This window comes from Flavobacterium sp. CSZ, from assembly GCF_015350725.1.
Taxonomy (GTDB): Bacteria; Bacteroidota; Bacteroidia; order Flavobacteriales; family Flavobacteriaceae; genus Flavobacterium.
On record NZ_JADKPQ010000033.1, the window covers coordinates 14,456 to 37,049 of the forward strand.

Consider the following 22,594-nt stretch of genomic DNA (forward strand, 5'->3'; position numbering starts at 1 on the left):
ACGAGTTATTCGTGTTTAAAAATTTAGGCACGTTTCTTGTTTTATTATAAAAACAGTTATGAATTAAAAAAATGAAATTATGAAAACTTTAAAATATTTTTTGATCGGAGTTCTGTTTCTCTCTTTTAGTTACTCTCAAGCTCAGGTATCTGTCAATGTTAACATAGGTACGCCACCGTCATGGGGACCGGTTGGTTATACAGATGTTCGATATTATTACCTGCCTGACCTGGAAACTTATTATGATGTAAATACATCAAACTATGTTTATTTGAATAACGGAAGATGGGTCAGAACCAGATCACTGCCTTCTGCTTACAGAAACTATGATCTTTACAGCCACTACAAAGTAGTCTTAACCGATTACAGAGGAGAGAGACCTTATGACAATTTTAAAACCCATAGAGTAAAATACGCAAAAGGTTATAAAGGTAAGCCTCAAAAAACAATTGGTCAAAAGCCTGGTAGAGGAAATAACAAACAAGGCAAAGACAATCCCCACCACGATAATGGAAACCATAATGGACATGGTAAAGGAAAAGGAAATGGGAAACATTAATTCAAAAGAGGCTCTTACTTGAGCCTCTTTTTTTATGTTACACTTAAATATCCATTGGATATCCAAAGCTTTAATTACAATTTGCAATTCTGGGATTATTTAATGCACCACACTGAAAAGAATATTTACTCTGTGGATATAAGGCAGAAGGATTATCGGTTACTTCCAGGGGCGATAACGCCTGCCCGTTATAACTTGGCATGGTTACCTGCTCTTTAGATCCATTTCCAAGTGCTACATTTTTGGCCGCTGCATTTCCATTAAAACTATAATCAATCAATGCATCAAGTAATCTGTAAATCCCATAGTAATCATATGCATCATAGGAGCTTTGCGTATTGGGAAGATTATGCTCTGCCGTGTAAGTAAATGCAGGTAAAACTGATTTTTTTATTAAAATAAAATCTTTTTCAGTATCTGGAATATTTATATTTTTAAAAATATCAATTGCCAGCCTATGATCATTGGTTGTATCATCGTTATAGACTTGGGTGATCAGTTTTGTATTCTCTGGAAAACGCTGCAATTCTGCCTGTGTAATTTCATATGAATACCATTGCGCCATTGCAAAGATAAAACGTCCGTTCTCTCCCCAGCCTTCATCTAGAAAGCCCTTGTGCGCTAAAGCAAAACAAGCTCCTGCGCCAAATGAATGCCCCATGAAACCTACTTTTTTTGTATCAATTATTCCAGGATAATCTCTCACTGCTTTTTTAAAACTTTGCCATAGGGTATCGTATCTTTCTTCTACTGTAACCCCTGTGGTTGGGTAAGGTGCAAATACCACTACATATCCTTTCTTTGCAATAAACTCATACAATCCTATATTATACTCGCTTTGTTCACCTGCGTAAGGATGCGAATAAAAAATAACAGGTTTTGGTGAAATTATTCCTTTTGGGTAAAAAATTTCAACATTTTTCCCACTATATAAAGGGCTTGGAAAACTAATTTTTGCTACTTGATAATTACCATCCGAACCATATCCGGTTTTTGGTCTCGAAATAGGTCCTGCCAAATCATCATCTATAGAAGCAGCATCTTGATTTGATTCATCTGGGTCATGCTTTGAGCAGGATAATAATAGAAAAAAAGAGATTAAAAGTAAAATTGGGGATTTCATTCTCACGCATTTTAAGATTATTTTAATAAGACTGCTTTTCTTTAAAATGGTTTAATCACAGAATTTCTCATTTTTTTTCTTTGTAGCATCATTTATGTCCTCTTTATGGTATACCTTGAAATGGTTTCAATAAGATCAAACTCTTCAAAAGGCTTTGTAATATAATCATCCATACCTGCATTTTTACATTTATCAAATTCGCTTTTAAAAGCACTGGCAGTAAGGGCAATTATAGGGGTTTGTAATTTCAATTCTTCCCTGATTTTAATGGTAGCTTCTATACCATCCATTTCAGGCATTTGTACATCCATTAATATGATATCAAAGCTTTTAAGTTTTAGAATTTCAATGGCTTGAATACCGTTGACTGCCTCGGTTACAACACAATTAAAATAATGAAGTGAATTAATGGCTACCATCCTGTTAATACTACTATCCTCTACCAGTAAAACATTAATACCTGAAATATCTACATTAATTTCCTCTTGAACTTTTTTAATATTATTGATGCTTCCTTTTTGCAAATCAATAATAAAACTAATGGTGGTACCAATGCCTTTCTGGCTTTGAACCTTTATCTTCCCGTTCATTAACTGGATAAGTTCCTTAGTGATGGCCATACCCAGGCCAGTACCGCCAAATTTTCGTGTAATTTCTTTATCCTCCTGAGAAAATTTATTAAAAATGTTCTCAGCATAGCTTTGTTGCATTCCTATTCCAGTATCCACAACAGAAATTTGCAATCTCTGACTGGCTTTGGTATCTTTTAATACTTCACATTTTAAAAATATTTTACCTTTATGGGTAAACTTCAAAGAGTTGCCCACCAGATTAAATAATATTTGCTCTAATCTTAAGATGTCTCCTTTTAAGACATCGTGAACATCTCTGGAAATCTGTTTTATTAGTTTTAATCCTTTTTTCTTTGCTAATGGCTCAAGGACATTTATCACATTGCCTATCACATTATCAAAAACAAAATCCTCCACTTCAAGTGACATTTCTCCTGCCTCAATTTTAGAGATATCCAATATATTATTGATAATAGACAATAAATGCCTTGAAGCTAGAGAACTGTTCTCCACATATTTTTTTTGCAGCTCTGTTAAGTTTTGTCGCTCTAGTTCCCTTAAAAAACCAATTATACCATTAAGAGGTGTACGTATTTCATGACTCATATTGGCCAAAAATGCTTCTTTTGCCCTGGAAGCTTGCTCTGCCTTGAGTTTTTCATTCTCAAGCTCAATTTCCATTTGTTTTTGCTCGGTAATGTCCAGGTGAATCCCGATAGATCCCACTAGTTTACCTTTATCGTCATAATTGGGCGCACCACCAATGGCCCACCATCTTAACTCTCCTGTTTTATTTTTTACCGGAATTTGATAGACATCCGATACTCCTTTTTTCCGTAATTTATTCTTAGATTTTAATTTTTCAATATTCTCTCCAAATACAAATGTTTTAGAAGGATTCAAACCAATTAATTCCTCAATTTCAAATCCTGATATGTCGGCAAAACTTTGATTGGCGAATTGAATTATTTCATTGTTGTCAACCTCAATAAGCCCTAAATTCATGTTGGCAATAATATTGCGATATTTTTCTTCTTGAAACTTTAGTTTTGTTTCTGTTTTTTTTCGCTCTGAGATATCCTGTATAAAAGAGCAAAAAAATACCTCCCCATTTTGCTCCAGGGGTATAATGGAAATCTCTATAGGAAATTCATGTCCAATATTATTAACTGCTGGCAGCTCTATTTGTTTGTTTAAAACCGGTCCTTTGCCTGTTTTACTATAATATTTAAGACCTTGCTCATGTCCTTTTTTATGTCGCTTAGGAATTATAGTTTCATTTAATGTTTTACCCAGAACCTCTTCTTTTCTCCATCCAAAAATAGTTTGCGCCTGATTGTTCCAAAAAGTTATTTTTCCGGTATTATCAATAGTAACAATGGCATTTAGTGAAGAATTCATAATAATACGATTACGCTCTTCACTTTGTTTGAGTAAATTTTTACTTTTAATTCTTTGGGTTACATCAGTAGACTTCCAAAGATGCCCAATACACTCCTTTTCGATGAAAATAGGAATGTAATCCCTTTCAAAAAAACGATTGTCTATTGTTTCAAGTATTTCACCTGTAATGATTTCTTTGCCAATTAAAATTTCCTCAATTCTTTTTCTATACACTTTAGAATCTTTAAACAATACCTGGGTATCACTTATGTATTCATTGGCTTTTTTGCCAATCATTTCATCGGGAGAAGCAGAAATATTGCGCATATCGCATAAATGCTGATTTACAAATAAGATACTATCATTATTATCTACCACTAAGATTCCTGACTGTAAATTGCCTAATAATGTCTTTAAAAACTGGACGGTTTCAAATAACTTTTTCTCGGTTTGCTTTCTTTTAGTAATTTGTTCACTGATATATTTTGAAATAAAGAGAAGATCATTTTTTTCTTCTTCATTTATGGATCCGTATCCCTGATCTAACTGGGTAAGACTTTCATAAAGATTTAAAATAGAGTGTTGTTTTAATTCATATTCTTTCTTTAAATTCTCATGTACATCGTTGTATTCCTTTTCGCTTTCCTTAAAAGAATGGTCCATCAAATCCTTATCTCTTTCAAAAGATAAATAAGAATCATTAACCGTTTTTATAAAGGATTGAAAATATGCATTATCCTGAAGCTCGGCAGGTACATTTTTATTTATTTGTCTCTGTAAAAGTTTATGAAGATCCATAACTAGTCTATTTCATTAATACAGGTAATGGTCATAGTCTGGTTGTGAAGTATACACTCACCATATGGTTTCAAAGGCGAAATTTCTCCGTAGGAGTAAAAACCTGAAATAGTGGTTTTGTCTCCGAAAATCTCTGAAACAGCCTCAACCTCTTCATCAATTCTGGATCCCAGAATTAGCTTTCGTCCAACACAGCTAATTAAAAGAGCTAATTTTGGACTAAAACTATTTAACTCCAAACAGCAAGCAGCAGCCTGACTTGCCGCATCTATTAATCTGTCAAAATTGGCTTTCATAAAGCGTACTTTACTCCCTTTGGGTACATCACCTGCAAAGGTCATGGTCTGATTGGATTCATCTATAGATAAAATAGTTCTGACAACCGGCTCGTCAACTCCATCAATTTTGATTGACAATGGAAAGAGTAATGCCGAACCCGGTAATTCTTCTGCATACTTTCCTAAATAAATTTTATAGAGATCCAGTACATTTTTCCCATCGATTTCATATAAAACATTACTTTCTGACTTAGTCACAATCCGCTCCAATCCAAAGCTTTCCCATCCCCCTAAAGATCCGTGAGACACCAATAGTTTTGCACCGTAAAAACCTATAGCGATAATTTTGCCCTGTTGTGGGGTTTCATTTAATCCAACGAGTGTTTTTTCAAATTTTGCCGCATCACCTGCCAGCCCTCCAACGATTAATACTTCTTCTTTTTTTACTGCGTTCATTCCATTAACTAACTCACTTCCATTTACTTTTCCCCCGTCTGAGAGTACCAGTACCAATTTTAAATGTTCCTGATCAAATTTCTTAATTAAAGAAGAACCTGCCAGGAAACTGTTTTGGAAATCTGCTATATCAACTTCACAAGTTTTAATTTGCGTTGAAGAAAATTTAATTGCCGTGAGAGATATAGTATTATCTAAAACTTCATTTTGATAAATTTCTCCCGCTGAAGAACACAGAACCAATTCTGAAGATGGAAATTTATTTTTTAGCTCATTGAAAATCTTCTGGTCTGATAACAAATCTCTTGCACCAAAACCCAATACTAAGTCCAAATCAACGAAATCTAAATTATCATCATTCACTTCTCTTATAAAAGAATTATTTTCAAATAAAACTGTAGCTGTTTTCATCTAAATTTTTTTTTTAGTTTGACTGGATTGCATTGGATTACAAATTGTAGATTTTCCGATATCTAGTTGTTTTGCTGTTTTTAGTACATCTTCATTATTGTTATTTTTTTTAAATATTTCATCTGTAACCTTTTAGGTTTTTAGCCACACCAAACTACAAAAAAAATCCTACATATTTTATTTTAAAAAGAATTATTGTATAGAAAAGAAATTTTTACTTTTTTTCAAAGTATTACAAAACAGATGCATTACATGACATATAGCACTTTTTAAAAAAATTAGGAAGTTTGAATACATCAAAACAAATCATTTGTGCTACTACTGAATTCTTAACTATATCGGTATTTAAAATTGTAAGATTAAGTGCATCCAAAATAGGATAAAATTAAAACCGTCTAAAAGCAACTGTGCTCTATTATTCTCCTTTATAATGTTCCTCTTCCATACATTGCTTGATTTAGGAATGAACCCAAAGCGGTTGAGCAGAATTAGAAAGCAAATAATTAAGTAACATTTGCGAAGTATTTTAAAAAAATCATCTCCCAATTTTGTGCCGTAATAAAAACAAATAAAATGGCACAGAAAAATTTAGCATTAGTTACAGGAGCAAATGGGCATCTTGGCAACAACCTAGTAAGATTACTTATCAACAAAGGCATCCCGGTAAGAGCTTCGGTTCGCAACATCAAAAACAAAGAACCCTTTACTGGTTTAAATTGTGAAGTCGTAGAATCTGATATTTCCCACAAACAGTCCTTAGTAAACGCCCTGCAAGGTGTCGAGATATTTTACGCAGTTGGAGCGGTCTTTAAACTTTGGGCCAAAGACCCCAAAAAAGAAATTTATGATGTCAATATTCTAGGCACAAAAAATATTGTTGAAGCCGCAGCAGAAGCAGGCGTAAAGAGAATTGTGTACGTAAGTTCTATTGCAGCTTTAAACTATTCCAAGCTCCCCACTAAAGAAAGTTATGGACAGAATCCTGACCGTAGGGATATGTACTACAATTCAAAAAATGACGGGGAAAAACTAGCTTTTGAATTGGCTAGAAAGCATAATATAGAATTGGTTGCCGTTTTACCATCTGCCATGATTGGCAGTACGGCTTTCAAACCTTTAAGTGTTTCTTATAATATTATTTCTTTAATTCTTGAAAAGCAAATACCTGTTGAGACTAACATCACTTTAAATTGGATTGATGTAAAAGACGTTGCTCAAGGTTGTTATCTAGCGGCAACAAAAGGAAAAAATGGCGAACGTTATATCTTGGCAAATGAAAAATGTATTTCCATAAAAGAAACAACACAACTGGCCCGCGAGTTATTTCCGGATTTGAAAATAAAACTTCCTATGGCAGTTCCAAAACCAATATTATTTATAATTGCCTGGTTTATGGAAATTGGCAGTAAGATCAATGGAAAAGCCCCTTTATTGAGTGTAAAAGATATCGCGATGTTTTCAGGACTTCAACAAAACTTCGACATCTCAAAAGCAAGGACTGAGTTGGGTTTTAATCCAAAAAACTCCATACAAGCAGTCAAAGAAGCCATGTTGTATTTACAAGAAAACAAAAACCATTAAAACCGGTAAGACCACTATGTGATTAATATGGATTTTGTGCAAGTTGCAACTAAAGAATACTTAAAGAATCTGTCTTTCCAATTTTGCCACTGTTGGAATGGTACAAAAAAAGATGCATCACTCCGGTGCATCTTTTTAGCAATTAGTATTTTAAGAAGCTACTATTTAGTTTCTATAAATTTCACCATAAAAAATCCAGAAACTATATCTTCTTAAAAATATCACATACTAAAATACAAAAAAAAACTAATTTACTACTAAAAATATTTAACAAATTACCAATACATCTTTGTGCTTTACTTGTAATATAGGTCTCATACATTCTGCAACTATTTCCAAATAATCTGCTTTTTTTTCATGTATCTTGCATTAATCCTCTAGACTTATACACCCAATGTTGCTCTCTTTAGTGGATCAACCTGACCTGCACATATTTTCAATTATCTCTTCAAGATTTGAATTTACTACCTCCGGGAATAGAGACTTCCCATTTTAATGAGCTTTGATATTGATTAATAAAAAAAATATAAAACTTAACTTTTAAGGCGAGAGAATGTCAAAAAACTAAAAAATAAATTTATCTTTCTTAAATTTGATCCAACAACTCTAATGTTTCATTTCTCAATTCTGACAAAAAATGGATTTTCACAATAATGAGTTTTCAAAAATAGAATCATTAAAATCAAAAAAAATAACTTTTATAGCAAAGGCAGTAGGAGTATTTATTTTTGTAAGTACAATTTTTGCAATAATTAATTTGGAGATAATTATTTTTGAATCTAGAAAATTATCTGCCGAATTTAAAATTTCTTCTCTGCTGCTAGCAGTAGTTCTCTTATCTTTTTTGGTGTATTTCGTTTTAAAGGATATAATTATTAACCGAAAAAACAAAATCACCAAAGTAATAGTTGATCAAAATGGTTTGCATCATTGTAATGATGAGATAATTATTGAATCCCTAACTTTTAAATCTTTATACCCAAATCCCGATCTAAAGAATTATGATGTGGTTTTATCTCAGGGTGAAGATGTAGCAGATGATATTTGTGTTTATTATTTCGATAAGGCTACCCAGACAATACTTTATAAAGCCCTTATATTTAATACTTCATTTTCAATAGGCAATGCAAAAGAATTAAAAACACATTTCATAAAGGGTATTTTAAAGTTTAGATCTGATTTGAGAGTTTCCCCAAAAGTTTTAGATTTCTTAAATGTAAAGAATTCCTGAAATTTAAATTATCTCATTCTGAATTTGTCTTATAAAATTTAAAATTAATCTTACTTTCACTCACCCGAGTGCGTAAACCCTTACCATGAAAAATGAAGTTATTACCATTTCCAGTATCTAGATAGTCCCGTTTTATTGTGGAAATTATATTGGTATACGGGAGATTCCAGTAGATAAAAGAAGTACTGCAAAAATTTGGGAAGCATCTGGATCAATGAGTAATTTTGTTTATTTTAATTTGTATTTAATCTAAATAAATATAAATTTGCAGCCTAAAATATAAATAACCGCCATGAAATTCACTTACTTATTTTTGCTGTTGGCTTTTTTTAACCTTAGCCAGGCGCAAAATGCTACAATTACAGGAAAGATCGTCTCGCAGAATAATGAAGCTATATCTTATGCTTCTGTATCTATTAAAAGCCTTAAAAAAAATACCACCTCTGATGAGAAAGGAAACTTTGAATTCACCAACCTCGCATCAGGAAATTATACAGTGTATTTCTCTGCAATGGGTTTTTCTGTTGAGCAAAAAACTCTTGAACTCCATGAGGGTGAGAACCTAGACCTTTCCATTGTTTTACAGGAAAACATCAATACTTTACAGACTGTAGAGATTACCGGACGAAAAGAGAAATCATACAAGAACACCAAATCTTTTATTGGGGCCAAAACCGAAATCGCTTTAAAAGATCTTCCGCAAGCTGTTTCATACGCAACAAAAGAGTTAATCGCAGACCAGGGTTCGATCCGGGTAGGCGAAATAGTAAAAAACTTCAGCGGGGTTAGCCAGTTTACTTTTTATGATGATATTTCGATTCGAGGATTTAGAATTAACGGAGGAAGCAATACCCAGCTGCTCAACGGAATGAGAACCTCTACCGGATTCTGGAAACAACCCCTTGCCAATTACCTGGAGCGTGTTGAAGTTTTAAAAGGCCCTTCATCGGCTTTGTTTGGTAATGCCTCTCCGGGAGGAGTTTTAAACAGAGTCACTAAAAAGCCTTTGGATCAGCCGGCAAACAGCGTAAGTTTTTCTACAGGAAGTTTCAATACCCTAAGAGCTTTAGCCGATTTCACAGGGCCTTTAACACAAGACAAATCCCTTTTATACCGTTTGAATTTAGGCTATGAAAATGCAAATTCATTTAGGGATTTACAATTCGATAAAAATATTGTCATTGCTCCTTCCCTGTCGTTTCTTCCAAATGAGAAAACAAGTGTAAACTTTGACTTGATTTATACGGGTTCAAAAAGTATCTTGGACCGCGGACAATCCACCTATGAGAATAATTTATTCTCCACTAAAACTTCCAACTCACTGAATTCTACCAATGATTATTTAAATGAAGAAACCTATATTGTTACCACTTCATTAAATCACCAGTTTACAGATCGTTTATCGTTTTCGACTTCTTACATTCGTACCGGTTATACAGAAGATCTTCTCGAACACCGCGGTGCTAATAAATATGCATCAGCCGGGGATGGATCTACTATCCCAACTGCAATTGAAATGCAGGTTTTCCAGCGTAAACGTAAACGTTATATTGATAATCTTTCTGCTTTTTTTAAATATCAGGCCAAAACGGGAGCTCTGGATCATAATTTAATTGCAGGTTATGATTATGCCCAGGAGCAGGTTCCCTCCGGAGGTTCTCAATTACAGGCAACTGGTTATAGAAATGCGGCAAATAACGGATCAATTGCTAGTTATGATCCGGCAAAAAAGAATCTTTACCTACTGGATTCAAAAGGAAATCCAGTTCCCAATGTGGCGCACTTTGACCTGACAAATCCATCGGCATCACAGCAATTAAAAGACATGAGCAAATATTTTTATTCAGCTCGTCCCTTTGACCCAACTTATTATTCATTGTACGGAATTTATCTTCAGGATCATATTAAATTTGGCGCTTTTCAGGCCTTAATTGGAATTCGTTACGATGAGTATACCGATAAGGAAAATTATAAAAAAGCAACAGAAAAGAAAGTAAAACAACATTCTTTCCTTCCTCGTTTTGGACTTACCTACACCCTTAACCCAAACATTAATTTATACGGAACTTACGTAAAGGGATACAATCCACAGACCGCCTCTTCTTTATCAAACCCAAATGCGGGCGGGCCTTTTGATCCCTTGGAGAGCAATATGGTGGAGTTTGGAGCAAAGTCTTCCTGGTTTAAGGAAAAACTCTTTGTCACTGTGGCTTTATTTAAAATTCAGCAGAAAAACACGCTATACCCGGCCAACGATGCTATAAACCCAGACTTGATGAGAGCTATTGGAGAGGAAGAATCAAAAGGTATTGAAATTGATGTAAACGGAAGTATTACACGTAACTGGAGTATTTCTGCGGCTTACTCATACAATCAAGCAGCTATTACAGAGAGTCCTGAAGCATCTGAGATAGACAGGCAAAAACCAAATACACCAAAACAACAAGGAAATGTCTGGACACGTTATAACTTTACAGATGGCGCTTTAAAAGATTTTGGTCTTGGTTTTGGAACCAATTTTGTTACCACACGTAATTTAAGCCAGACAATAACACAGACCATTCCTGGTTACACCTTGTATAACGCAGCCTTGTACTACAATATCAATAAATTTAAAATTCAGCTCAACGCAAACAACCTAACCAATAAAACCTACTGGGTTGGAGGTTACGATTATATCCGTTTGTTTCCTGGTGCGCCTTCCAACTGGCTCTTAACCTTAGGATACTCATTTTAGCACATGCTTTATTGCATTATTAGCCCGGTTCTCTCCGGGCTAATGTTTTTTTATGGCACCCCTTAAGGGGTTACCCAAGTAATGAATGAGGCAAACTTGCAGGATTATTTCAGAGAGCGGAATTTAATTGTAATGGGGTATCAGAAAGAATTATGCCTTACCCCTGGTATATCCAAAAACAAAACCGATCAGAAAAAAGAACGGCATAGCCCAAAAAAAAACCGCCTTGCATGAAATACAAGACGGCTGTCCATAAAAACATAATCTTCCATTTTATGCTTCTATCTGTTCTATTAAAGGGTAAGGATGTAATCCAGCTACCTTTTGTTCTTTTTTATCATCGTGACATAGTATCCGTAGGCAAGAGCAATGCCAATTAAAATCAAATCCGAACCAGGGTTAACCATACAATTGATTTTATTATATTATTAACTTCTCCTATCAAACTTAAAATAGGGCAAATCCCAAAACCTTTTCCGATGTATAGAAAAAGTGAAGCCCACTTTGCAATACTACGGCACTTTAACCTTATAAGGCTCTTGCAGAGGATATAAAATATAACTCAGGGTAATAATTAACAATAATGTCCATCATAAAGGCAGCAAAACCATTTAGTTATCAAGTCCCCCTTGCATAGAAACATTTCAACACCCCTTGCACTGAGTCTCTACTTGCTTTTTTATCCTCAGCGGGATGACTTAGAGAAAACCTGCAAAAGACAATATTTAAAGACCTCCATATCTATCCTTGTAATTTTTAAGTTCCTTATCGGTTTGATCCAGTAGTCTCTCCAGAAGGGCAATTTTATCCCTGTAGAGCACCTCAATATTAGAAAGATTATCCTGCCCTACAGGTGACTTGGACTTTAGGTAATCGCTCTTAAAATAAAGTCCCCTTTCAAAGCCTATAATGCTAATGAGATCCATTTCAAATATAGAGACGATCTCTTCTAATTTATCGCAACTCAGCGCTATGGTGCCTTTTTCAATTTTACTATAGCCCGCCTGGGTAATATTAAGTCTTAAGGCCATATATTCCTGGGTGTAGTCTTTGAGTTCCCTGATGCTTTTTATATTTTCGTTTATTTTTCCCGGCATTTGAATTGGTTTTATAAGTTTACATTTCAAACTACATCATCTAGCGCAAATTCATAAAATAACCCTGCATAGCAGTGCAAAGAGCCGCGAGTGGCCAAAAGCTTGCTCCCCTAGCCCCCCATCAGGCAATAAATGTCCTGTTTCCCGGATCTATATAACCGGGTAAAGTATTAGAAAAAAACTCTAATGAATTATCATTAAAATCGCTCCTGCACTTTCTTACCATTGTAATTAATAATCCTGGTGGTTCCATCTGGCATTATAACGGTAAATTTTCTGCTGTTTAGCATTCCTTTATATTGTCCTTTCCTATTGGAAATCGTTAACTTTTTTGAGGCCTCATTCCAGGAAAATTCAATTTCGCAATACAATCCTTTCTCATAATTGTAATTGTCAAACTCATCCTCATAAAGCACAAAGGAGCCATCTTTACCCGGGTATACTTTTATCTCCAAGTTGTCCCACTTTTGCTGGGTTGCAAATTGCACTTTGGGACCTAAGGGAATAATTGCTCCTTCCCTTACATAGAGAGGCAGCATGTCAATGGTGGTTTTTCGCTCAATTTGCTGACCGCCTTTAATTTTCTCATTGGTCCAGAAGTCATACCAATTTGTACCAGCGGGAAGATATACATTTCTGGACTTCTCAGCCCTGAAGTCTACTGTTGTTTTATCTGTGTTTTTTTTATCTCCTTGCTGCTCCCAGCCCGTTGATTCGTTAACTTTTACTATTTTCTCGGGAGTATACTGTGCGTGGACCACCGGAGCTACCAAAATTGATTTGCCAAACATAAACTCATCTTTTCGATCCCATCCTTTTTTATCGGTTGGAAAATCCATAAACAATGCCCGCATAAAACTCGACTGCCTGCTGCTAACTTCCCATGATGTGGAATAAATATAAGGAAGAAGCGCATAACGAAGATTAATAAATTTCTCTATGGCATCATAGATCGGCTCACCTTTTATACCAAAATTATAAATCTCCCTTGGAACGTCTGTGCCATGAGAACGCATCATGGAATTAAAAGTACCAAACTGAATCCAACGCACGTAGAGTTCCTGGTAAAGAGGATTTTGGGCTCCTGATTTCGCATTCCATTCTTGCTTGTAGGCTCCTGCAAAAAAACCTCCTATATCTGAATTCCAATGCGGTATGCCTGTAAGGGTAAAATTCAGACCAGCCGGAATCTGATTGCGAAGGGTTTCCCAGCTCGAGCCCGTATCACCAGACCATGTATTGGCCCCGTAGCGCTGTTGGCCTGCAAAGGCAGATCGGGTTAAAATAAATACACGCTTCTCTGATGTGGTTTTGCGCTGATTCTCGTACACTCCACCTACAGTCATTAAAGGATATGCATTTCGCACTTTTCTAAAAGATCCCAGATAGGTCTTTGTATCATAATCTGCTGGTTTTGCCTCAAAGTGATCGGGTTCTGTGGAATCCATCCACCAGCCGTCAATTCCCTGAGAAAATAGTCCCTTATTGGCATATTTCCAGTAAATATCTCTCGCCTCAGGATTGTAAGGGTCATATACCCTAACCCCTGAGGGATAATCCGCATTTGGAGGCCATATCTCTGAACCAGATTCCGGCCAGGTTTTAATATTAAATAACATTCCCTTTTGATCCATTTCTTTATAAGGCTTTGTCTGCGGACCAAAGGAAGACCAAATCGAGATAATCATATGGGCATTAAGATCATGAACCTGATCCACCATTTTTTTGGGATCTGAATATTCCGGATTCAAAAACTCCATTGCATTCCATAGATAATTGTTGCCCCAATACTGCCAGTCTTGTATGATTCCATCAAGGGGTACTGATAACTCTCTATACTTTTTAACTACTTCTACCAATTCATTCTGACTTTTGTATCGCTCTTTACTCTGCCAAAAGCCATAGGTCCATAAAGGAAACATTGGTACTTGTCCAGTTAATTCGCGCATTTTTCCAATTACCCCATCTGCATTGCCTCCGTACATGAAATAATAGTCCACAGCATCTCCCACAATAGATTTAAACGAAGTTTGATTGGAGTCATCTGTAAATTCTGTTGGAGAATAGTTATCCCAATAAAGTCCGTAGCCTTTTATGGATTGAAAAAAAGTCACCGCATCATCCACATTACCCTGCTCGAGGTGATATTTTTGGTTCCTTTGGTTTAAATCTCCTCTTTGATGCTGTCCCAAACCATAAATAGGTTCCTCTTTATCTAAAATAAAAGATTGTGTCACTGTAAAGGTCTTTACTCCTGTATCATCAAAAGGTTCAAAATTGGTTCCTTGGGGTTTTTCTTTTAATAATTCATTTTCAAAGGCTGCAAATGCTACATCTCCTGAAACAGTATTTACACTAACGCTTAATTGATCTGACTTTAAAAAGATACTATTGCCACTAGTCTTGACACTAAAAGCAGTTTTAGAAGGCTTTAAAACCACCGAGAGACTTTCTTTTGAAAAATTCTTTACCGGAGATTTAATAACCCTGACAATAGTAGGGCTGTAAAACTGTATTTCTATGTTATGGCCATTGGCCATAGTGGTGATTCCCTGAATGGTTTTCTGGAATTTCTGCCCATTACTGTGAAGGCAAAAAAGCAACACAGTGCATAAGGAGTAGATAATTTTCATTTCAATTGAGTTAAATAGTTATAGTCCAATAAAAATAACTTTTGTAATTTTTACCTCCTTTAAACTATGTTGAAATAATTATAACTCATGTTGAAATCAGAGAGAAATCTACTACAAAGCATTAATAATCAATACCTTAAAAAAATCAATTTATTACATGGAAAAATTTCACTCCCTGCTCTGGCTGGGTGTTTTACCAAAGGTATCATGAAAGCATTTGGTAAAATAAGAAATACTATTAAAACCTACCTGATCCGATACATCGGCAATGGTGAGTTTTTTATCTAGTAATAATTCAGCTGCTTTTTTTAACCGCAGACTACGGATAAAATTGGTGGGAGAATGATCCGTAAGGGCCATAAGTTTTCGATATAAACCAGTACGGTCCATATTCATATCCTCACTGAACTTCTCTACGGTATAATCAGAATTTGACAAATTATCCAAAACACACTCAAAAGCTCGTTTTAAAAACTCCTGGTCAATGGGATTATCGGTCAAGGCATTTACTTGCACTTCCTTTTTATTGCTGAACATTTTTCTTCTGGTCTCGTTTATCTCCAGTAGTTTATCAATTCGCAGCACCAGCAAATTAATATCAAAGGGCTTTACCATATAAGCATCAATTCCAGCACTATAACCTTCAAAGCGGGCCTCATCAGAGCTTCTTCCGGTAAGCATAATAATGGGAATGTGACTCACCGCGATCGTATTTCGAATCGATTGACTCAATTGCGGGCCATCCATTTGGGGCATCATCATATCTGTTACGATAAGATCCGGAAGATGCATAATGGCTTTCTTTAAACCTTCTTGCCCATCATGGGCTGTAATCACATTATAATACTTTTTCAATGCATCGAGCAGATACCCTCTAAAAAGAATGTGATCCTCAACAATAAGTATATTTTTTCTTACTGATTCTTTCCCTTCTTTAAAAGAGGTCAATTGTGTTTCTTTACCAACGGGTAATAGTACCTTAAAACAAGTTCCCTGCCCTGGGTTACTCCTTACCCTGACCCATCCGCCATGCATTGCTGCGTAATATTTCACCATGTAGAGTCCTATACCACTGCCAGCGGATCCCCTGTTTTGATTGTCTGCCTGATAGAAACGATTAAAAATATTATCTATCTCTATTGGAGAGATTCCAATGCCTGAATCTTCTACCAAAATGACCATAATTTTATCCTTACTCTCAATTACTGCCGAGAATTTAACCCAGCCGCCCGAGCCTGTAAATTTAAAAGCATTAGAAAGCAGGTTAATTACTATTCTGGTAATTTTTTGCCTGTCCAGATACAAATCATCGTTTTGCGGGTCGATATCCCAGGTAAAGTCAATTTCTTTTTCCTCTGCCAGTGGCTGGTAGGCTTTACACAATTCAGTGATAAATGAAAGACTATCATAAAAATTGCGATGTAATATTTCTTCTCCTGTATCTATTTTTTTAAAATCAAGCAACTGATTGACAGTATCCAGTAAAAGGTCGCTACTGGAGCTGATTTGCAGGAGTTCTTTTTTTATTTTCTGATCTTCCACCCTTGCAAGCAGCGATTTTAAGGGTGTTATGATAAGGGTAAGGGGGGTACGCAACTCATGACTCATATTGGTTATAAAATCAGACTTTGCCCTCTCTACGGCATAATCCTGCTGTTTTTTGCGCACCCGGGCATTACGCTTTATAAGAGCCTTAGAAATTAAAGCAATCCCCAAACCTAATAATACCAAATAAAGTACTCTGGCAAGAGTGGTATTCCATATAGGAGGCTCGATGATAATTAAAAGATTTTTCACTCTTCCAGGCCAGTGCAGACCATCAGAGCTGGCCTTAACCATAAAAAGATAGCGACCCGGAGCTAAATTGGTATAACTGGCTTCCCCTACCCCTGAGACAGAATTCTCACTGCGCCAATTGGGGTCAATATGCTCGAGTTTATATCTGAAATACGTGCGGGATTCATTGATATAATTGAGTCCGGAAAACCCGATGCTAAAAAAGTTTTGATTGTGCTTCAGCCGTAAGGTATCGGTTGATGCGATGGCATTATTTAAAACAATCTCCTGGTTTATCATCTGGCCACTTGTCAAGTTTTTACCAAACAATTTGAAATTACATAATATGGGATTAAGCACATATTGAGTGTCTATGGCATGATTTCTCTCTAGATTATTCATACCGTCTATTCCCCCGATAAACAATCCGTTTTTTGAAGAAATAAGCGCTGAGCAGTCCGTAAATGGATATTCGAGCACTCCGGTAAATTTATCATAATTTACAATTCTAAAACTAAGTCCCTTTGCTGTTCTTTTTTTAATGATATGACTCACCCCGCGTGAGGTGGTAACCCAAAATGAACGATCAATGTCTTGCACTATCGCCTTAATGCTATTGTTTACTAACCCCTTATCGGTATTTAATTCATATAACTTTTGATTTTTATGGTCCCAAATGGTAAGGCCGTTATAAGTCCCTAGCCACAAATCCTTCTCAGAGTCAGATAAAAGACAACTGTATTTATGATTCTTCTGGCTAAACATGGACATTCTCTTATGCCCTTTTACCAAAGGCATGATAATTTTATCCCCTGCCATATCCATCATAAAAGGCCCATTGGAGCAAATACCAATCAATTGATTATTCCACTGGGTAATTTGAAATACATCGGGGGGAGAATGCATCAAAAAGGAAAGACCAAAAGACTCCAAAGATTTATTCCACTTAAAAATTCCAGTCTCAGTGCAGATAAAAATTTCTCCCTGAGTACTTTGATAGGCGCAATTGGTCAATTGTTTTGTATATTGCTTTATAAGGCCATCTCTGCCCTGTACATATAGTCCCTTACTGGTGGAAATCCATATTTGACCCGCAGAATCCTTTAAGAGAGAATAACAATGCAATTGGGAGAGTACAACCTGGAATGATTTGGTATCATTGAGAGGAAGTTCGGCTATATAGAGCCCCTCACTGGTACCGATCAGCAATTTACCACCGGGAGTTTGTTCAAAACAATTGACCTGGAATTCCTTATTGTCCTTTAAGTTAAAATTACTTTTTTGATAATATTTAAAACGGGAACGATCCGGATGATGATAATAAATTCCCTTGTTTAATGTTCCTATCCAAAGCCCTCCCTGATAATCAAATAAAACAGTACTTACCTCGGTCTTTATCTTGTTTTTCTCTTTTAAATTCAGCTCTGGATAAAACCTACCCAGAGTACTGCCCGATCTAAAGTTCCAAAGTCCTTTGCTGCAGCTAATGATAAAATCCCCATTCTTATTCGCGGCAAAAGTGTTAAGCCAATAAGTATGGCTTTGTAATAAGACCACTGACTCTTTGGTCTGGGTATTAAATCGGATCAATTGTCCTTTTGCGATTCCCGACCTGACAACATATAGATATTTACCGACCCTTGTCGTATGATTCCAATCATTAAAATCACCCAAAGCATCCTTTACAATAGATACTTTGTAAATCTCTTTTGAGGTCAAGCGGTCAAAACAACGCACTAATCCTGATTTATAAATTAAATATACCTTATTTTGATCGGCAACAAGATCATAAAGCAGTTCATCAGGGCTTCCCTTTATAAAAATGCTCTTTAAAAAGCAGACCACTTCTTTAGAATCCTGCTTGTAACAAAGCAGTTCGCCCAAGTCATTTACCACCCATATATCTTTTTTCTCATCAACAAATAAATCCACCGGAGTGCCTTTAAATCCTAAAAAACGCAGCGTTTTAATTGGATCGGCTTGGCTCCTTTCTTTAGAGAGATTAATCAGGCTGATCTCCCCTTTATGCTTGAACCAAATGCGATTCTTCTCTGCATAACTGTGATGAAATCCCCTATAGGAGATAAGAGCAGCGGAATTATCATCGTCAATTTCTATTGTCTTAAAATCTGCTCCATCATATAAGTTAAGCATTCCCTCGGTAAAAACACCTATTCTCCCATCCTGGAGTTCAATAAAATTCCTGATTTTCTCTTCATTGAGCTGATGTCTGTTTTCCATTGCAGAGAATAAAAGATCTTGTGGGAAAACTTTACTACTGCAAGAAAAAAAGATGGTGCAAAGAAAAAAATATCCATGGGCAGAGACTCGCAAAATGCCGTTTTCTTTTCTCAGACTCTGCCACAAAAATTTAAATAATAATTTTGTCATTTATTTAAAGGTTGCATCTATAAAAAATACTAACATCGAGTTGTAAATATACTCTCTAATTTTAATAATGATATTATGGATCAAATGAACATCAGTTTTTTAATAGGTGGATAATTAAAATGGATGATTTTTCTTTCTAAATTGAAAATAGAAACTTTTGTAAGAATAATAACCTTAGCTAATTTACCTTGGGGATAAATCAATATAAACTCAAGATGGAGACAAAATATTGTTTCTCACAAAAGAACTTATCAAGACAATTCAAGAATTAGAAAACTAGCCATGAAGATTATAAACAGCATTTATGGCCTTTAGATTTTTCATACCTAAAACGATACATTTCGTACCTAATGCTTCATTAGATGCCAAATACGGATATTTTTGCTTTTAGTTTGCCTGCTGAATCTAAATTAAATAATTTATGAAAAAGCTATGGTTTCGAAAATTGCTATATGTTACATTACTATTGTTTGTCATTTTTATCGCTGCCTTTATATGGGCAGATAATGAATTAAATAAAGTCCTGGGCAGGTCAACAAAAGTTATAAATATTTCTTCAATACTAAGACCTGCTGAAACAACTCAAATAAAAAACGTCAATATACTTTCTGAGGATTGCAGCTATTTTATAAAAAATCAAGATGTAATAATAAAAAACGGCATAATAACTCAATTAGGTAAAAATCAACTACTCGATAGTACAGCTAGAATTATTGATGGTGAAAATAAGTTTCTTATTCCAGGTCTGGTCGATAGTCATGTTCATTTAAAAGAAAGCAAAAATGATTTGTTTTTATATCTGGTTAATGGCGTTACCTATGTTAGAGAAATGGCCGGAAGTCCTCTGATTTTAGAATGGAGAAAATCAATACAAAAAAATGGTATTGGACCCGGAATGTTTATTGCATCTCCTCCTATATTTAGTGAGAGTGGATTAACGGGTTATTATTACAGCTGGACTAGGCAGGCCATTAATTATTCAAATGCAAATGATGCTGAGAAAGCAATATCACAAATAAGTGAACAGGGCTACGATGCGGTTAAAATGTATGGTTTTGTAAATACAGAAATGTTCCAAACAACAATAGACATTGCTAAGAAGCATAATCTTAAAGTTATTGGTCACATACCATTAGTTAACTTAGAAAATTTTTATCCATCAGGTCAGGGTGAGATTGCTCATATCGAAGAAATAACTATAAAAACCATTGACGAATTTGGAAAATCAATATCTAAAAACCCGCAAGAGTACCTCAAATATTTAAAAATGCACTCAGATCAAATTGCAAAAAGACTCAAAGAGAATAAAATTAGTGTTACGTCAACGGTTTGGTTATGCGAAAGTTTTCCAGAGCAAAGGTTTTACTTAAAATCAAAGCTCAAAGACATCAAACTACAGTATGTTAACCCCAAAATTATGGAAGGAACCATACTTTACAAAATGGGATGGTTGCCAGGTACAAATGGATATGAATATGACGGGAAAAATAATTATGCTGCCAAAAAATTATCACAGACCTTTTGGAATACGTATGTCCAGGCAATTCATATCATGACAAAGGCATTAGTGGATCATAAAGTTACCATTATGGCAGGAACAGACAGCAATGTAGCAACTGTTGTGCCCGGGTTTTCACTTCACAGTGAATTAGAATCTTTGTCTAAAGCTGGAATGACTAATTCTCAGGTATTATATTCAGCAACTGTTGCACCAGGTAACTGGATGAAAAGTAATACAGGAAAAATAAAAATAGGATATCATTCTGATTTAGTGCTACTGGCAGGAAATCCATTAGAAGATATCAAAAACACTAAGACTATTGAATATGTGTTTTTTGATCAATATACGATCAATAAAATCCAAATTAAAACTATTTTAAAAGCTATAGAAGATGCAAACAATGAAAACAGAAATATAAAAATTGACCAATACTTATAATTTCAAAGGGAGCTTTTAAGGTCTTTAAAACTGATCTAAAGTCGTGTTTAATTTATTATATCCTGTGGTATAAAATCTATTAAATAATGTTGTCTCTGTTTGATTAATCAAATAAGGGTAAATTCCATTAAGATCTTAAATGCAAACAAACAACAACACTTCAAGAACATCTTTTGAAAAATAAAACTTTTGATGTACTATAATTAGCATAGGAGCAAAAATGGATATCCCACTTATTGATCTATGGACAGGGATTAAGTGTTGAGAAAAAACAATGCTGTAAAAGTTAAATAAAACCTTATTATTTTTGCTATATATTATCTTCAACTATATATAGCTAAACAAATTATGATAAACTCAAAATATAAATTTATTTCTTTTTTAACGGGTCTTTTTATCTGCTTTACAATAGTTCATGTCAAAGCACAGAGGGTACCTTTTTATATTCCTGTTCCTTTTGAAGAAGAAAATTATTTTACAAAAACAGTCTTTCCTTTCAATCCTGTTTTTATCACAAACAATAAAGTAAAAAGCATTGTCCTTAAAAATAATGGCCCGAATGGCATAAATTATACTTATGATTTTAACCCAAAGGGCCAGATGGTGAGCATAACCAACATACGATACGAGAAAGAAAGTACAGATACCACCTTTTACACAAGATACTATTACAATCCAAAAGGGCTGATAGATAAAAAAGCAAGAATTGATTATCGAGATGGTGTGGTAAGGATTAGCTCTTATCAATATGATGAGAAAAACAGAATTGATAAAATCCTGATTTTTTCATTGAACTCCAAAATGCCCAATAGATCCCAAAATAGCGATTGGCTCGGGCAAGCCGTTCCTGGCTTAGACAAAATGGTCATAGGTGGTACCTTGCCAGATGAAAGCCTCTTCAATGAGATGATCACCCAAAACGAGTTTTCTTCATGGCAATATCGCCATTACATTGAAAATAAATTTGAAGTGGAAGAGCGTACAGAATACTTTGATTTTTTAAAGAAGAATGACAATGCGGATACCTGTTATCAAAAAAAGACTTATTACTATTTAAGCGGGCTCCCTGTCGCCTTGTTTCTTCATAATGGCTGTGCTGATAAAACTACTCCATCTGAGTTATATCACTTCAATGAAGGCTTTCTTTCCACTCTTTCTGATTCACCAAACAACATGGAGCCTAAAAACGAACAATACAGTTATAATAAAGATAAGAATCTTGTGCTGATGGAGGATATATGGAGTGGGCAAAAAGTAAGCGAACTGATAATGTCTTATGACAAAAGAGGTTTTCTAAAAACAATACAAAGAAAATCCGATACAGCTAAGATGTCCCAATACTTTGAGGACCGCATCCTGGAGGTGACCTACCGCTTTTATTAAAGATTTCCTATCTTTAATAAAAACTAAAAAAAAATACCTTTTTGAGTGAAATATCTATAAGAAAAATAATGATCCTTAACTTTGGGGAAATCTTAAAACAATAATTAAAAAATCTTTATACCTTGCCCTTAAATAATCGATTATGTCTCTAAAGTGTGTTATTTATATTTTTTTGACTTGCTTATTATTTATATCCTGTAATAGTGATAATGATACTCCCATTGACAAGACACCCCTTAACGACTC

At 35.0% G+C, this 22,594-nt stretch carries 12 protein-coding genes; 6 read left to right on the forward strand and 6 right to left on the reverse strand.

Annotated features, from left to right (window positions below):
• Positions 1 to 79: 79 nt before the first annotated feature.
• Entirely contained in the window at positions 80 to 559 is a 480-nt protein-coding gene (locus tag IRZ78_RS24935) for a hypothetical protein (RefSeq protein ID WP_194620078.1), read from the forward strand.
• A 70-nt stretch (positions 560 to 629) separates the two neighbouring features.
• Here IRZ78_RS24935 and IRZ78_RS24940 read toward each other — a convergent pair whose 3' ends face one another.
• The 3 genes from IRZ78_RS24940 to IRZ78_RS24950 all read right to left on the reverse strand — a co-directional run bounded on the left by IRZ78_RS24940 (position 630) and on the right by IRZ78_RS24950 (position 5,580).
• Positions 630 to 1,682, reverse strand: a complete 1,053-nt coding sequence (locus IRZ78_RS24940) for an alpha/beta hydrolase (protein WP_194620080.1) — start codon at positions 1,680 to 1,682, stop codon at positions 630 to 632.
• Positions 1,683 to 1,774: 92 nt separating this feature from the next.
• Entirely contained in the window at positions 1,775 to 4,435 is a 2,661-nt protein-coding gene (locus IRZ78_RS24945) for a PAS domain S-box protein (protein ID WP_194620082.1), read from the reverse strand.
• Between the two features lie 2 nt (positions 4,436 to 4,437).
• A complete protein-coding gene (locus IRZ78_RS24950; protein WP_194620084.1) occupies positions 4,438 to 5,580 on the reverse strand; it encodes an FIST N-terminal domain-containing protein in 1,143 nt (380 codons plus the stop codon).
• Positions 5,581 to 6,153: 573 nt separating this feature from the next.
• On the opposite strand from IRZ78_RS24950, the gene IRZ78_RS24955 reads away from it, so the two are divergent.
• The 3 genes from IRZ78_RS24955 to IRZ78_RS24965 all read left to right on the forward strand — a co-directional run bounded on the left by IRZ78_RS24955 (position 6,154) and on the right by IRZ78_RS24965 (position 11,129).
• Positions 6,154 to 7,161 carry an NAD-dependent epimerase/dehydratase family protein gene (locus IRZ78_RS24955; RefSeq protein WP_194620086.1) on the forward strand — a complete coding sequence of 336 codons (1,008 nt, stop codon included), beginning with the start codon at positions 6,154 to 6,156 and terminating at the stop codon, positions 7,159 to 7,161.
• Between the two features lie 637 nt (positions 7,162 to 7,798).
• Positions 7,799 to 8,392, forward strand: a complete 594-nt coding sequence (locus IRZ78_RS24960; RefSeq protein ID WP_194620088.1) for a hypothetical protein — start codon at positions 7,799 to 7,801, stop codon at positions 8,390 to 8,392.
• Between the two features lie 292 nt (positions 8,393 to 8,684).
• Positions 8,685 to 11,129: a TonB-dependent receptor gene (locus IRZ78_RS24965; protein ID WP_194620090.1), complete on the forward strand. Its 2,445-nt coding sequence runs from the start codon at positions 8,685 to 8,687 to the stop codon at positions 11,127 to 11,129.
• 725 nt (positions 11,130 to 11,854) lie between these two features.
• Here the strand turns inward: IRZ78_RS24965 and IRZ78_RS24970 are convergent.
• The 3 genes from IRZ78_RS24970 to IRZ78_RS24980 all read right to left on the reverse strand — a co-directional run bounded on the left by IRZ78_RS24970 (position 11,855) and on the right by IRZ78_RS24980 (position 19,026).
• The gene (locus IRZ78_RS24970) at positions 11,855 to 12,226 is read right to left on the reverse strand and encodes a helix-turn-helix transcriptional regulator (protein ID WP_194620092.1); all 372 of its coding nucleotides are present in this window, start codon (positions 12,224 to 12,226) and stop codon (positions 11,855 to 11,857) included.
• Positions 12,227 to 12,423: 197 nt separating this feature from the next.
• Positions 12,424 to 14,859, reverse strand: coding sequence for a TIM-barrel domain-containing protein (locus IRZ78_RS24975; RefSeq protein ID WP_194620094.1), 2,436 nt, complete (start codon positions 14,857 to 14,859; stop codon positions 12,424 to 12,426).
• A gap of 168 nt (positions 14,860 to 15,027) precedes the next feature.
• A complete protein-coding gene (locus tag IRZ78_RS24980) occupies positions 15,028 to 19,026 on the reverse strand; it encodes a hybrid sensor histidine kinase/response regulator transcription factor (RefSeq protein WP_194620096.1) in 3,999 nt (1,332 codons plus the stop codon).
• 421 nt (positions 19,027 to 19,447) lie between these two features.
• Here IRZ78_RS24980 and IRZ78_RS24985 point away from each other — a divergent pair, with 421 nt between their 5' ends.
• Together IRZ78_RS24985 and IRZ78_RS24990 are read left to right on the forward strand one after the other, a co-directional pair.
• Positions 19,448 to 20,965 (forward strand): amidohydrolase family protein, encoded by a 1,518-nt coding sequence (locus tag IRZ78_RS24985; RefSeq protein ID WP_194620104.1) that lies wholly within the window; start codon positions 19,448 to 19,450, stop codon positions 20,963 to 20,965.
• 348 nt (positions 20,966 to 21,313) lie between these two features.
• Complete coding sequence (locus IRZ78_RS24990; protein ID WP_194620106.1) at positions 21,314 to 22,348, forward strand: hypothetical protein; 1,035 nt, start codon at positions 21,314 to 21,316, stop codon at positions 22,346 to 22,348.
• Positions 22,349 to 22,594 lie beyond the last annotated feature (246 nt).

Bases quoted from the DNA above. Each gene is read 5' to 3' on its own strand.
- IRZ78_RS24990 (WP_194620106.1), top strand. From the start codon at position 21,314: ATGATAAACTCAAAATATAAATTTATTTCTTTTTTAACGGGTCTTTTT.
- IRZ78_RS24945 (WP_194620082.1), bottom strand. From the start codon at position 4,435: ATGGATCTTCATAAACTTTTACAGAGACAAATAAATAAAAATGTACCT.
- IRZ78_RS24955 (WP_194620086.1), top strand. From the start codon at position 6,154: ATGGCACAGAAAAATTTAGCATTAGTTACAGGAGCAAATGGGCATCTT.
- IRZ78_RS24965 (WP_194620090.1), top strand. From the start codon at position 8,685: ATGAAATTCACTTACTTATTTTTGCTGTTGGCTTTTTTTAACCTTAGC.
- IRZ78_RS24980 (WP_194620096.1), bottom strand. From the start codon at position 19,026: ATGACAAAATTATTATTTAAATTTTTGTGGCAGAGTCTGAGAAAAGAA.
- IRZ78_RS24950 (WP_194620084.1), bottom strand. From the start codon at position 5,580: ATGAAAACAGCTACAGTTTTATTTGAAAATAATTCTTTTATAAGAGAA.
- IRZ78_RS24935 (WP_194620078.1), top strand. From the start codon at position 80: ATGAAAACTTTAAAATATTTTTTGATCGGAGTTCTGTTTCTCTCTTTT.
- IRZ78_RS24985 (WP_194620104.1), top strand. From the start codon at position 19,448: ATGAAAAAGCTATGGTTTCGAAAATTGCTATATGTTACATTACTATTG.
- IRZ78_RS24970 (WP_194620092.1), bottom strand. From the start codon at position 12,226: ATGCCGGGAAAAATAAACGAAAATATAAAAAGCATCAGGGAACTCAAA.
- IRZ78_RS24975 (WP_194620094.1), bottom strand. From the start codon at position 14,859: ATGAAAATTATCTACTCCTTATGCACTGTGTTGCTTTTTTGCCTTCAC.
- IRZ78_RS24960 (WP_194620088.1), top strand. From the start codon at position 7,799: ATGGATTTTCACAATAATGAGTTTTCAAAAATAGAATCATTAAAATCA.
- IRZ78_RS24940 (WP_194620080.1), bottom strand. From the start codon at position 1,682: ATGAAATCCCCAATTTTACTTTTAATCTCTTTTTTTCTATTATTATCC.